Below are 15,300 nucleotides of genomic sequence, written 5' to 3' on the forward strand. Positions count from 1 at the left end.
TTTCATTAATCATTTTTTATATAAAATTTTGACGTATAAATTTTTCTTTCTTGTTCTTGTTCAATAAAATATTTAATGATTGATTCGCCACTTAACTGATATATTTCCTTAACATCGCCTTGAATATTTTTATATACACTATATTTTTTAAGTGGATCAATAGTTAATTTTCATGATTTATTATTTGTCTTAGCTTCTCATTCAAGTTCTTGCATTTGACAATAATACTCACTAACATTTATTCAACAAAAATTTTCAGACATGGGTATTAATGATGAAGGGATTTTAACTAAAAAAACTTTAATTTCTTTTTCCTTACCTGTTTCATTATCAAATGTTTTTGTAATTTTAAAAGTGTTTTTTAAATGCACTGTTTTGATGTTTAATATCACTTGACCGTTAGTTTTAATAAATGCCATAGATCTCCTTAATTAAAAAGTTTGTTATTTGTTGATTTATTGTAATCAATTGTTCTTTGTAATAAATTTGCGTTTCTTTTTGCCTGTAAATAATATTTATTAATCACATTATTAACTTGAAAATTTATTTTGTTTTGCTTTCACTTTTCCTCAGAATAATCTTTTTTAGTAAAATCAAGTTTATTTTTTTTATTATTGAAATTCCTTTGTTTTGCTTTTGCATTATCGTATTCTTTCAATTCTTGAATTAATATGTTTGCTAAATTAGGTATTATTCCTTGAAAATTATTATTTTCATCTTTGCTTAAAATATTTTTATTAAAAAACTGATTTTTTTTAAATTTTAAAAATTCCTTTTCGTCATCTAAATTGAAATTATAATCTCAACCTTTTTCTTCATTTGTTAAATCAAAATTCTTAATATTATCAATTTCACTATACTCATTTTTATAAGTTTTCAAAAAACGCTTAAACTCTTGTTCAGCATAAACTGTATTTTCTTTTTGAAATTCATCAAACGATGATTTTAATTCTGGTACTGAATCAATAAATGTATAAGTTAAATTAACTATTTCTTTTCTTGTTTTATGACTAAGTTTTTTAGAACCAAAAGTTAAATTAAAATTCTCTGAAGAAATTTTTTTAATTTTATTACTCAGTTTATTAATCACTTTATTAGGTAATTGAGTAGAATTTACTAAATCATCAAAAACTTTTTTGTAATCAAGTAAATTTAAATTATATTGTTCTCTGACATTGTCTTTACTTTTAAATAAATCATCAAATGTTTGTTTTCTTGTTTTTATAGAATGAGTTATATTTAGTTCTAAATCTCTTATTGAATTTTTGTCCAGTTTTCCCATTTTTCTAAATTCCTTTTTATTTCCATTTCATTTTGTTGGAACTTTTTCAAAGAAAGAAAAATGAAAATGTGTATTGTCTGTATTTTTATGAAAAGCCAAAACAGTTTCCATTTGTTTAATGTTAAAATCATTAAATTTTAAAAATTCTTTTAAGTTATTTGAAACAATTTTATGAAATTCATGTCCATTGTAAATTTGTTGCTTCTCCATAAAATCATTAGAAAAAGAAATAACACCTGATCAAACAATTTGATTTTCAGCGTCAATTTTTTTAAACGCCTGTTTTTTTCAATATAAAGCTTTCTTACTTATTTCACCATTTAGATCATAAAGACCAGTTTTATATTCCTTTTGTGCAGTAATTTCACTTAATGCTAAATAATAATCTTTAAAACTTTTTTTCCTTGTTGTTTTAATTAAATCTTTTTTATCATCTAAATCTAGAGTACCCAATAAACTGTTTAATTCATTAATTTGTTCTTTGAATTTAATTTCAGCTTGTTTCTTTTTTTCACTTAACAAAGCAATTTCTTCTTTTGTGAAATCAATTTTCATTACAGCTTCGTCTCTGGAAATATAATTTAAATATTCACCTGACTTATATCAATTTGCTTTTTTACTTATTTTTGGTATTCCATTTGAAACATATTTTATATCAACTAACGTAGGATAATTTTTAATAATGATCACCTCACGTGATTTGGGAAATATCCTTAATACCTTTAACTTTATATACAAACTTATTATTTTCTAATATATTTCCACTTGTTAAATTTTTGTAAAATGTATTTGACTTGAAATAAATATGTTTAAAAGTTTTGGGAAAGAATAAATTTTTTGTAAATGAGCATTCAATAAATCTTATCTTTCTTCATTCAGAATCAAACTCAAATATGCAACTTTGAAATTTACAATTTTTAAATTTGACTTTTGAAAATTCAGCAGAAAAAGTAATATTTCTAAATACACAATTTATAAAAATAGAATTATATATTTTCTTGTCGTGTAAATAAGCATTTTTAAATAGTTTATTTTTAACTATCAAATTGCCTTTTATTGATTTCATTACTTTTCCTTTCTTTAGTTTTGACATTTTTATTTTTAATATAACGAAGAACAAATTTAGTTTCATCGTTACCATTTGCAGAAATAATTTGTTTTAAAATTCAGTAGTGATCATGTTCAAGAACAGTTAAATTTTTTATGGGTTTTTCAATATTATATTTTTTATAGTAAATACTTGAACTAATAATTTCCTTATTCAATTGATCACAAATTCTATAAATAGTTTCAAAAGTATATTTTCTAATTAAAGTTTCTAGGCTATGATAATCTTTTGTACTTAAAGGATATAAATATTTTTTACTCATCAGCATCCTTTATATCAACCAAGTAAAATTTATAGGATATATCCGATTCTTGTAAATATTTGTTTTTTTTATTTGGTCAAAAATTTATTGAAATAGATATATCATCTCTTTTTCCATCATTTCATAGCTTTCAAGCCTTATCTATTGTTTCTTTATCTTTTGTAAAACTTCAGAAGTAGTCCATTTTTATATTTACTTCTTTCTTTCTAAATTTAATTTTTATTCACTTACTATTTTTATTAAATGTAGAATCTGAAAATATTATTTCTTCAATCTTAATATTTGTAAGAAATATTGTTGAATCTATATTCATAAATTATTTAAATATCCTTTCTTAAACTTAATTTAGTTAACATAGATAATAAATTTATATAAATATATAAGATATAGAGAGAGAGATATATAGATATATAGATATATATAGTAAAAACCTAATTTAACAGAAATATTAAATCAGGCTCTCAAGAGTATTTTGCATGTATACAAAAATAGAAAACACTAATTATCTATGTCAATTAACAAATAAAAAAGTGGGGAATGCCCACTTTTTATAGACCCCCCAACTTTGTTTTACTCCCAAAAAAAAAAAAAAAAACTGTATAATTATCTTCGAACTTTTTCAAAAATAATTAATAAGTTTTTTTAACGTTTTATTCGTTTGTTTCCATTAATAAACTAGCTGGATCACCTTTTCTTAATTTTTTAGAAATTAAGATTAAACTTCCAAAATAAGAAATAGCTACAACTGCTAAACTTGCTACAAACGGTCACCATGAAATTATAAATGGCACAGCCAATCCTGCAAATTTTAGTAATACAATTATCAATCCAAGAATACCACAAGCTAGTAGAGTCGCTAATATTCATCCTAGTACTGATAATATTGTTACAGTTCCAAATGAGTATTTTTGAACTTTTCAGTTTGAGTATCCAAATGATTTCATTAAAATCATAAATCTTTGATAATGGGTTATATAAATATCACCAATTAAAATAATCAATAATGATGAGGTTATAATAACACTTACAATAATTAACATTGCAATTGAAATAGCTAATTGAGATATTTGTGCAATTAAGTCTTTTTCAATACTTAATAATTTTTGATTAGCTACTCCCATTACTATTTCATTAAATGATATATTACCAATTGGTTCATGTGCTAGAAGTAATAATCCATTATTTTCATATGTTGTTTGTAAGAATCCAGTTGTTAAATCAACAGGTTCACTAATATTTGAGAACTTCGCATTGTTTCACATCATTTGTGTGTAATTCAATGAATTAGCTCCGTTATTTAACATTTTTGTATAATCAGAGACATATAAATCATTCTGATCATTATGCATTAGATATTTATCATAATTAGAGACAATTGAACCATTAGGAGTTTTAATTTTTTCTCCAGCTTTATATTCAACTTCTGGTTCAAAGAAATTATAGTTTACATCATATTTTTTAGCCACTGCATAATTAGCAATTAAGTTTGCTAATCCTTGATCAACAAGAGTAGTAGTTCCATTGTATGAATCTAAGTTTCCAACTGCTTCTAAATTAATTTTTAAAACTCTGTTTGCATACTTAACTTGTGTTGTTTCTTGTTTTAATAATCCAGCTCTAACTGAGTCTAAATATCATGAGCCTGTTGAAGAATCAACAATATTTCCTAATCCATAATTTTTTGCTTGTTCTTTTGTAATACTGTACTCATATGAATAAGGTTTTATTCTGATATATCCACTTTCACTAACATTAGCACCGTACATTGTCTCTCATGCTTTTTTAGCTGTTTCAGGAATATCTGTAGCACTAACATTATTGTTATAATAACCATCAGGGTTTTTATTTTTATTATCTTTACTATAGTTTGCTCATTTATCATAACCATTAATTTGATCTTGACTTAATAAAGCTTTTGGTAAATATAATTCAATATTTGAGTATTGATAGTATGGTCTAATATATGAAGAACCCTGATTATCTTTTACTGCAAAATCATTAAATAAATATGCATCATTAACAAGTGAATTGTCATCATTGTAAAGGTATTTGTAAGTGAATTTGTTATTGTCTAAATTATATAAGTTTAAATAATTTGAATCTGTATTATAAATTCCTGTTCGAGATTCTTTAATTTGATTTTTTTGTTGTTGATCTTTTCATGAATTAGCAAAGTAATCAGAATTTATAAAATCATTATCATTATAAACTCAAGCATCTTTTGGTAAAACATCATAACTTGTTTGGCCTTTTTGTTTCGCCTCAAACAATAGTTGTTGTTGAGCTGTTGTTATATCTGAAATTGTTTTTTCTTTACTTAATTTATATGTGTTTAATGATTGTTTATTAGGTAAGATCGGCACATTTAAAGTATTTGTTGCTTTATCATAATATTTAAAATCATTATATTCAATATCATGGTCAATTTCTTGACCATTAAATACCTTGTTTATTTCTTCTAATAAATCACTTGAAACAAACAATTTATCAGATATTTTATCTTCTAGATTAAATGCTTTTTGATTTTGTTGTAAACCAGTTAACTTAATTTTGTATTTATCATTTGAAACTGCGATATTAGTTGCAAAAGTTTCACTGTCTTTAAAGATTTTTTTAACTCCAAATCCAAATGAATATTGTTGAATTCTTGAAGGGTCTTGAATATAACTTTGAACAAATGCAGGAGCTGAGTTAACAATAACAGATAGTATCTGTGCTTTTCAATCTCCATTACTTGAACCGCTTGAACCTAAAATACTTGATAAAATTAATGGAATTGCTTGAGTAAGGTTTTTAGTAATAACATCATATTTTTGTTGTGATTGTGCATCAGTTAAATATGTTTTAGACATTTCTCCTGTTAAAGGATCTAAACTAGTTGCATCATATAAAGAGTTTGAGATTAAACCAAGAACTTGTTCAATTGTTCCAATTGAAAATTGAGATCCAATTCCGTTAGCAAAGTTATTACCAAATTGTTCTACAATTAATTGGAATAGTCCAGTTTTGCCTTCTTCACTTCCTAATGAACTTTTATTGTTAGCAGAATCTGATACAAGATATTTAAATGTGTTTGTGTAAAGTGGTTTATCATCTCTAATACCTTTATAAATGTATTTTGAAATCGGTGATGTATCATAAGTTGATTCAAAATAATTTGAAGCATTTGAATATGAAAGTGTATTACCATGCAATACATAATCTTTATCAATTTCACTTGGGCTTTTTGAATAACTAATTGCACCTTTTGATAATGGTGAGTTTGAAACAGGTTCTAAATAATTATAACTATTTGAATAATCGACATTTTTATAATATGCATTTCCACCTGTTCTTACAATTGCTGGAATTGAGAATCCAATTGAAACTAAGAATGAAGTTATGAAAATAATAACAGTCATTAAATAAATATTTCTTCTGTTAGCAGAAGCTAAAGTAATACTGAATTTTAATGTAAATTTAGATTTATTAAATACTGTGTTTTTAAGTTTATTTAATAATCAAGAATGTTTTTTTCTTGATTCTTCAACTCATAAAATTTCCATTACAGGTTTGTTAGTTAATCTTCAAGCTGTAAAGAATGAAATTAAGATTGATAAAACTCCAAACAATACAAATCCTAAAATTAATGGTAAGACAGAAACTTGAATTTGATATAGTTGAATACTGAAATAAGGAATAAATAAGTGAATAAATCCTGATTGAACCAATAGTCCAATAAATCAACTTAAAGGAATAATAAATATAGCAATAATAACTGATTGTGCTATATATGAAAGAGCAATATTATGAGGTTCTACTCCTAATGCTTTTAAAATCCCAATTTGTTTTGTGTTCGCTTTAATTGATTTTTTCAATGAAATAATTAATCCAACCAGTGCAATAATACCTATGATCATTGACACAATAATAGTAAATAAACTATAAACTAATACAACTTGTGGTTGTAAGATTCATGAATATCTATAAACTGACTCATCAAAACCTTTAGCTTTTTGTGATGGTGTAAATAATATATTAAATTTATCAAAATTTGAATCTTTATTTAGTCAAATGAATCTTCTTGAAAAAGTTTTTGTAATTGATCCAGCTTGTCCAGATGGTGCGTTATCTTTTATAACACTTAAACTATCTCTAGAACCATAAACAATCACTGAGTTTTTTGGTTGTGGTACAGGAAGATCATCATTAACTACTGGATAATATGAAAATGTATCTGTTGCATAACCTGTTACAATAAAGTTTTGTGATTTAATCTTGATTTCAGAAAATAATTTAATGTTTCTTGCTCTTGCAAATTGTTCAGAAATTAAAACTTCTCCTTTATTTAAAGGTAATCTTCCTCCTTTATCAGGATTTAGAATTTTTAAATTAGATTGTTTCATATCATCTAGCATTACTAATTTATATTCAATTTGTGAAACATTATCAAAAACTGAAAGATCTTTTCTTAACTCATATTTAACATTAGATGCACTGGCAGCTATTTCTAATTGCATTTGATATGAAAATATTAAAACTTGAGATATTCTGACGTATTCATCCCAATAAGCTGAATGATTTTTCCCTTCTAAAATTCAATTTAATGAAGAATTATTATAAATATTGTCAAAATCTCAAGAAGGCATGCTTGGATTATCAAATACTGTCATTCTTGAAGATCAATCATCATTTGTAGCATTTGATTCTAAACTAAAATTTGAAATGCTAATCATTTTATTAGATAAAGTATCTATATCTTTTATTTTAAAAGTAGGTGTGGAAATCCCTTTTAGACCATTTTCTTTAATTGCTGCAATAATACTATTTGCATCACTTGAAGGAATTTCAATAATATTGTTTGGTTCATTACTAATAACATTTAATGAGTATTTATTTTTTTCATTAACGATATATTTACCTTCATTTGTAGATTGGTGGCCTTGTTGGTTTCCTGTTATAATTTCATATAACTCTGGGGTAACTGCACTTTTAATAGCAGTTTCAGTAATAGATGAGTTTTCATTTTGTGCTTGGTTAAGTAGAATGTTTACATTAGCAATATAAGCTACTACCCCTGTAAATGCTGTATAACTAAAAGTAAATAAGTTTTTACTATTTATTTTTGTGATATCCAGACCTTTATCAATAGTTGTTGATTCAGCTTGAATATACTCATTATCTTTAAATATTTCTTCAGTATTTAAAGTTTTAGCATATGCATAAATTGGAGTATTTAATAAATTCTTAATTGATTCTGAATTAGTATCTTCACCTTTTAGTGCTTTTATTAATGCTTCATAAAAGTGTCCCATCAATATGTTTCTAACATTGATTGTGAATTCTTTAGATTGAGGTTCAACGTTTGAATCAGCTTTAAATAAATCTTTGATTCTTTGATCTTCAAATGCTTTTGTAATAAATGTTTCTCCACTATAAACTTTATTAAAAGCTAAGTTAAATCTTTGTTCTTTATTGTTAATCAATGAGTAAGAATTATCATTTGTATACATCAACATTAAATTTTGTGATACTTTATTAGCATTTGATTCTGGGTTATTAGTAAAAAGTTCATCATCATACTGATAATCAAATTTATCTACATTTTTAACAACCTGATTATATGTATTATTCAGTCTGTCTCTTAAAGAAATAGATGTAGTTAAAATAAAAATTGATAAAAAAGAAAGTATTAAAATAATGATAAACTGAATTTTAAATTTAAAGATACCTTTTAAACCTTGTTTAAAAAGCAATCAATTGCTTGGTTTTTTCATAATTCCCTCCTTCTATTTTTATTTTCTGATTATACTTGAAACAGCAAAATATTTGTTTCCTAGTCATTCGTTTTCTGGTGTTTTTTCTCTAATTAAAGTTACTTGATATACTTCTTTAATTTTGTATTTTTTATTTTGATAAATTAAATTATATTTAATATTTGCTTCTTCATGAATTTTATCAAAATTGGTATAACTTAAAATATTTGATGTTCAATTATTTTGATCCACAAAATGCCCAAATTGATCGTCATAATATTTTTTTTCTGATACGTTTGTCATTCATAAAATTCCTTTAAACAACAATGATATTAATCTAATTGTATTTTCACCTTTTTCAGGCATTTCAACTCTTGTTTCATTTTTTTCAGCATCTTTAAGAATAACACCATGACCATATGCCTGTGCAATTGCATCAAAAATACTTCCATCAATAAATTTACTTGAGTTTTTAGGATCTAGTCCTAAAACATTAACTATTGACTTTGAATCTTTAACTTCAACATCATTAAATTTAACAGTTTTATTACGCACTGCTGCAGCGACAACTTTTAACGTTGCAAATAAGTTATTAGGTTCTTCTAAAACTTCTTCTTTATTTTCTTCATCAATAATAGTTATTTGTTCAAAACTTTTATTTAATAGCGATAATAAAATTGTTCTAACTGCTCCTAAATCAAAGAAGTATTCATTACTTTCATATTTGGCTTCATTAAATTGATTTCCAATTGCTTTAAAAATACTTGCAATTGTTCAATCTTTTAATCCATATAAGAATTGTAAGTTATTATCATAATCAACATTTAACATTTGTGTAAATATAATATCCATTTTAGTATTAAATATTGAGCTTAAATCTTTAAAGTTTTGAATTACAGCTTCTCCAATAATGTCTTTTTTTGTAAAGTAATTAACTGATTGGAATATACTTTTTAATAATCCACCATTATTTAACGCCCCAAAAGGATTTGGAACTGATGCTATACTTCCAATTAATTTAAATGGTTCAGCATCAATCACTACTTTCCCAGCTTTTTTATTGATTGAATCAGCTACAAAATATAAAACATCTCCAATTAATAAAATTGATTTGCCATCTTCTGTTAATGGTTTAAACAATACTTCATTTAATAATACTTTAAGTATTGTATAAATACTTTTATCTTCATCTGCTAGTATTTCTTTTAAAACATCAATTAATCTATAAATTTCTTTAATGACTTCTTTTGGTAATGTGTTATTTGAATTTATTAAGCCCATTAAGAATTTAATGATTTGTTCAATATTAAGACCAAAAATGTTAGTTGATCTTGAACTTGCCGATAATGTGTTTCCTGTAGTTTCTTTGCCAGCTAAAACATTAAATAATGAATCAAAAATAATGTTAGTTTTTGGTTTAAAATCTCCTCTTTCAGCAGGAATTCCTAAAAGAATAATAACAAAGTTTTTAGCTTTTTGAATATCTCTTCCTGGATCTAAGAAGTTGTTTAAAACTTTAAATAACTTATTAATATTAATTTGATCATAATTTTTAACATCATCTGTTGTTACTTTTTCTGTTAATACATCTGTTAAATCTTCACTTGTTATTGTTTTATCAGTTAAATCAGCAAATTCTTGTACATATCACACAAGTGTAAATACATATTGAAGCGCAGAACCTACTGTTGAAATAGTTTTACCTACTTCACCGTCTGCTTTAGTTTCAGTTCCATTTTTGTTTAAAATAGCTTTTCAGAATGTATCACTAATCTTAGTAAATGCTTCATAACGTGTGCTTCCAACATATGCATTTAATGGATTAACTAAAACACGACTTAAATCAGGTAAAGTTTTAATTTTATCAGCAATACCATCAATAGTTGTAGCAATACTTTCTTTTGTTGCATCTGGAACTTGGTTTAATAATGTAGCAATATTATCATTTAAGAATCCAGCTTCAGCAGTACTAAAGTCACTACCAAAAACCATTCCTAATAATGACGAAGCTATACCAGCTGTTTTAGTTATACTACTTGAACCTGTTTTAGTTCCTTTATAAATTTCATCATTTTTAATAGCTGAAGAAGTTATGTTGTTAACTCAATTTTTTCCATAATTTTTAAATAAGTAACGATCCATTTTAACATTATCATCAATACCTTCATTTACTGTTGAGTTGACTAAATCACTTTTTGGTAAAAATGCACTAGCTTTTAAACCACTAAAATTATTGATTAAATAAGAATAATCTACATTTGCATTTGATGAAGAATATTCAACACCATTAATTTTTCTACTATTATTTTTGTAGTCTTGAACAACTATTTTATCTTGTTCTGCTTTATTACTAGAAGTTAATATTTGAGCTTCTGCTGAAACATTAGCAACATTAATAATTTTTTGAATACTTTTAGCAAATTCACTTCTTGCTTTTGCAGTATATGTACATCCTAGTGTTACAGTTGTTGAAGCAATCATACTAACTGCAGTAAGACTTAAAAGCATTTTTTTCATATTAACTCCCTTTCCGTTTATTGATTTAATATAATTAAAAATATTTATTTAATTATACCATTTTTAGAGTTTCAAAATTAAAAATTAAGAAAAAATAATTGTTTTAAAAATAAAAAATAAGGGCTAATAAAACCTTATAGTTTGTTATTTTTTAATTATGATTCCACGATATCTTGTTGTTGATAAAATAGTTTCTTTAATTCCTTGAACTCCAAATCCAGAATCCTTAACTCCTAAAAATGGTAAGACATCAGGACCTCTTTGAGTACGACGGTTAATATTAACTGTTCCTACTTCAAGTTGTTCAGCAATTTTATAAGCTAAATCAACATCTTTTGAATAAATTGATGTTTGCAATCCAAAATTAGATTTGTTTGCTACTCTAATCATTTCATCGATTTCTTCAATTCTAATAATTGGTAAAACAGGTCCAAATGGTTCTTCTCAAGCTACATTCATATCAACTGTTACATAATCTAGTAAAGTTGGTTCTAATAAGTTTTGTTTTCTTGTACCACCATGTAACACTTTAGCACCTTTACTTGTTGCATCATTAATTAAATCCATTACAAAATCAGCACTTTTTATATCAATCATTGGTGTAATAACTGGATTATCAATTGGTAAACCAACAGATAATTTAATTACTTCATTTTTAATTAATCCAACAATTTTATCAGCGATTGCATTTTTTGTAATAACTCTTTTAATTGCAGTACATCTTTGTCCAGAATAACTATAAGCTCCAGCAACAATATCTTTTGCAATATGCTCTAAGTTATGATCATCTAACAAGATAGCAGCATCTTTCCCACCAAGTTCTAATACTAAATCTTTTGAACTTGAAATTTGCATTAATCTTTTTCCAACTTGCACACTTCCTGTAAATGAAATGAAATTGATTAATGGGTTAGTCACAATCACATCTCCAATATCTCTTCCACGTCCAGTTACTACGTTTAAAACACCAGCTGGTATTCCTGCTTTAACTGCTAATTGAATGATTTTTATTCCCACAACACTACCTTGAGTAGCTGGTTTATAAACAAATGTATTTCCAGTTAATAATCCTGGTGCTAATTTTGAAACACTTAAATTAATAGGGTAGTTAAATGGTGAAATAGCGACACCAACACCTTTTGCAATACGTTTGTATTTAGCAATAATATCTTCTGTAATTCCTTTTGAATCTTTATTGTAAGTTAAAACATCCATATCTTTGTATTCTGAAATTGTTAAATAAATGTATTCAGCAGTTCTGCGAACTTCAGTTAAACAATCATTATAAGATTTTGCAATTTCATGCATCATTGTTGTAGCTAAATCTTGTTCATTAGCTAATAACAATTCTTTTCATTTTATTAAAAATTCAATTCTTTTTTCTACACCTAATGCTTCTCATTTTTTTTGAGCTGCTTTAGCTGCTTTGAAAGCCTCATCAATTTCTTCTGCTACTAAAGCGCTTACTTGAGCATAAACTTCTCCAGTTGCTGGATCCATAATGTCTAAATAAGTTTTTGTTTCGATTTCTTTGTTATTAATTATTGCTTTAAATTTTTTCATATTGTCCTCCTTTGGACTTAATTAAATTGTAAAACATTAAACCTACTATAAAGCAACATAAAAATTAAATTCATTTAATTTTAGATATTATACATAATAATAGAACCAGCAATTGCTGCGTTTAATGATTTAACATCATTATTCATTTCAATGTTTAAATTAATATCAATTAGGTCATGTAACTCAAGACTAATTCCATTTGCTTCGTTTCCTATTATTAATGCATATTTTTGTTTTTTATCAAAAGTTATGCTACTTAATGATTTACAATTTGTGTTTAAAACAGTCCCAATGATTATGTAATCATTTTCTTTTAGTTCATTAATTGTTGTTAATAAATCAGCATTGACTAAGTTAACTGAAAATAAATTTCCTTGTGTTGATCTTAATACTTTAGGATTATAAAAACTTACTGAATGGTTAGATGCAACCACTGTTTGAAAGTTAAATGAAGCTGCACTTCTAATTAATGTTCCCATATTACCAGGATCTTGTATTTGATCAAGTAATAAAATATTTTGATCTAAATTAAGCTTTTGTGTTGCTAATTCACAAACTGCAAAAATTCCTTGGTTTGTTTTTGTTGAAGCAATTTTATTAGATACATTATCTGTGATTAACACGCATTCATAATTCATTGATGCATCAATCTTATCTAACATTCTTTCTTCTAAAAAGATGCTTCTAACAAGGTTTCTTTTAATTGCTTCATCAACCATATGAAGTCCTTCAATAAAAAATGCTTGTTCTTCAATTTGAAATTTCTTTTCATCTCTTAACTTAACAATATCTTTAATTCTATTATTTGTTACTGATGTTATCTTTTCCATATTAGTAATTATCCACTTGTCTTTGTTGATTCTTTTCATGCTTTGCTTTGTATGTTTCGATTAGCTCAGCTTCTGAGTAATTTTGCACTTTAGCAATTTGTAAAAATGCATTGAACACATTTGCAAATGTTTGATTATTTGGTGTATTAACTAAACTTGTTAAATCTTTAATCAATTCAAAGTAACAATGAATATTATTTTTGTAACCTAAATCATTAAAATCAAATTGCTCAAAATCGAAGTTAATTTGATTACCAATACTAATAATAAAATGTAACCCATCAATATATTCTTCTAATTGAACATTGCGAGCACCAGGCGCACCTTGTTTTCAATATTTAAAACTTTTTTCTTCATTGGCATATTCACCTAATTCAACTCAGAACGCAATTATCTTTTTTCTAAACATATCATGGTCTAATGCTAACTTATGCTTTTCTAATATTTTATTATCTAAAAACTCTTGTTGCTCGCTTAATCACTTAAGTGTTGCTTTTTTAATCATAATGACTCCTTTAACCTTTTTAATATTCTATATTACTGATTTTAACTTAATATTTTTTTTAATTTTAAAATAAAGTATTGAAAATAAAAAAAAACAGAGTTTAAATTATTGACTAATTTAACTTCTGTATAGTTTTTTTATTATTTAACTCCTGGTTTACCAAGTAATTTAAACATATTGTATTTATAAACTTCAACTCCTGGTTGATCAAATGGATTAACTTCTAATAAGTATCCACTCATTGCAACTGCAATTTCAAAGAAGTAAACTAAGTAACCAAATTGAATATCATCCATTTTATCAAATTCCAATACAATGTTTGGCATTTTACCTGTGTTAACGTGTGCATCAATTACACCTTCAATAGCAGTTGAATTAATTTCATGGAATGTTTTTCCTGCTAAGTAGTTTAACCCATCATAGTTATCAGCATTAGCTTCAACTAACATGTTTGCAACTGGTTCTTTAATTTTAATAATTGTTTCAAATAAAACATTTTTTGCACCTTCTTGAACTCATTGTCCTAATGAGTGTAAGTCAGTTGAGAAGATCATTGAAGTTGGATACAAACCTTTATTATCTTTTCCTTCTGATTCTCCAAATAATTGTTTTCATCATTCTGCTGTATATTGCATTTGTAATTCATAAGCAACTAAAGCTTCTGCTTTGTATCCTTGATTGTACAATGCATTACGTGCTGCAGCATATTTATATGCTTCGTTTGTTAAATCGCCTTGAATTAATTCATCCATTGCTTTATTTGCACCAGCAAAAATATTATCTGTATTTATTCCAGCAACTAATAATGGGAAGATTCCTACAGGTGTTAAAACTGAGAAACGTCCACCAATGTCATCTGGAATTACAAATGTAGGATAACCTTTGTTATTAGCAAGAGTTTTTAATGCTCCTTTTGCTTTGTCAGTTACAGCAACAATTAATTCTTTTGAAGCTTCAACCCCAACTTGTTCAATTAATTGTTTTTCTAATGTTCTAAATGCAATTCCTGGTTCTGTTGTTGTTCCTGATTTAGAAATAACACAAATTCCAAATTTTTTACCTTTTAAGTATTCTGATAATTGAGCAACATATGTTGAACTCATTGTGTGTCCTGCATAAATTACTTGAACTTTATCTGAATGATTAATTCCTCTAATCATTTCATCAGCAGCTCTAATTCCTAAATATGAACCACCAATTCCAACAGTTACTAAAACATCAATTTTATTTCTTAACGAAGCAGCAATTTTTTTCATTTCTTCATATTCTTTTTTGTCAAATGTTTTTGGTCATTCAATTCAACCTAAAAAATCATTACCTTTTCCAGATTTATTAACGATCATCTCATGAACTTTTTTAACTTTTGCTTCATTTAAATTAGCAACGTTTAGTCCTGAATGTTGTAAATCAACTTTAATCATACATTTTCTCCTTAAATTTTTTACTTTACAAAACTAATTATACTCTTATGAATATAAAAAAATAGCAATTTGATCGG

10 protein-coding genes are annotated in these 15,300 nt (G+C 25.6%); all 10 read right to left on the minus strand.

Annotated features, from left to right (window positions below; all coding sequences use genetic code 4):
* Window positions 1–5: 5 nt before the first annotated feature.
* Window positions 6–419 carry a hypothetical protein gene (locus EMELA_RS01275; RefSeq protein ID WP_100608949.1) on the minus strand — a complete coding sequence of 138 codons (414 nt, stop codon included), beginning with the start codon at window positions 417–419 and terminating at the stop codon, window positions 6–8.
* An 8-nt stretch (window positions 420–427) separates the two neighbouring features.
* A complete protein-coding gene (mobL, locus tag EMELA_RS01280) occupies window positions 428–1,972 on the minus strand; it encodes a relaxase MobL (RefSeq protein ID WP_100608950.1) in 1,545 nt (514 codons plus the stop codon).
* 344 nt (window positions 1,973–2,316) lie between these two features.
* Complete coding sequence (locus EMELA_RS01290; RefSeq protein ID WP_100608952.1) at window positions 2,317–2,652, minus strand: hypothetical protein; 336 nt, start codon at window positions 2,650–2,652, stop codon at window positions 2,317–2,319.
* Window positions 2,645–2,965 (minus strand): hypothetical protein, encoded by a 321-nt coding sequence (locus EMELA_RS01295; RefSeq protein WP_100608953.1) that lies wholly within the window; start codon window positions 2,963–2,965, stop codon window positions 2,645–2,647. The genes EMELA_RS01290 and EMELA_RS01295 overlap by 8 nt, the downstream gene beginning before the upstream one ends.
* A gap of 337 nt (window positions 2,966–3,302) precedes the next feature.
* Window positions 3,303–8,408 carry an ABC transporter permease gene (locus tag EMELA_RS01300; protein ID WP_028124395.1) on the minus strand — a complete coding sequence of 1,702 codons (5,106 nt, stop codon included), beginning with the start codon at window positions 8,406–8,408 and terminating at the stop codon, window positions 3,303–3,305.
* An 18-nt stretch (window positions 8,409–8,426) separates the two neighbouring features.
* The gene (locus tag EMELA_RS01305; RefSeq protein WP_028124396.1) at window positions 8,427–10,904 is read right to left on the minus strand and encodes an MOLPALP family lipoprotein; all 2,478 of its coding nucleotides are present in this window, start codon (window positions 10,902–10,904) and stop codon (window positions 8,427–8,429) included.
* A 144-nt stretch (window positions 10,905–11,048) separates the two neighbouring features.
* Window positions 11,049–12,467, minus strand: coding sequence for an NADP-dependent glyceraldehyde-3-phosphate dehydrogenase (locus EMELA_RS01310; RefSeq protein WP_028124397.1), 1,419 nt, complete (start codon window positions 12,465–12,467; stop codon window positions 11,049–11,051).
* 80 nt (window positions 12,468–12,547) lie between these two features.
* Window positions 12,548–13,297, minus strand: a complete 750-nt coding sequence (locus tag EMELA_RS01315; protein WP_028124398.1) for a TrmH family RNA methyltransferase — start codon at window positions 13,295–13,297, stop codon at window positions 12,548–12,550.
* 1 nt (window position 13,298) lies between these two features.
* Entirely contained in the window at window positions 13,299–13,802 is a 504-nt protein-coding gene (locus EMELA_RS01320) for a dUTP diphosphatase (protein ID WP_028124399.1), read from the minus strand.
* Window positions 13,803–13,942: 140 nt separating this feature from the next.
* Window positions 13,943–15,223: a glucose-6-phosphate isomerase gene (locus EMELA_RS01325; protein ID WP_028124400.1), complete on the minus strand. Its 1,281-nt coding sequence runs from the start codon at window positions 15,221–15,223 to the stop codon at window positions 13,943–13,945.
* Window positions 15,224–15,300: the final 77 nt, after the last annotated feature.

Source organism: Mesoplasma melaleucae (genome assembly GCF_002804105.1).
In the GTDB taxonomy this organism is placed as follows: Bacteria; Bacillota_I; Bacilli_A; order Mycoplasmatales; family Mycoplasmataceae; genus Mesoplasma; species Mesoplasma melaleucae.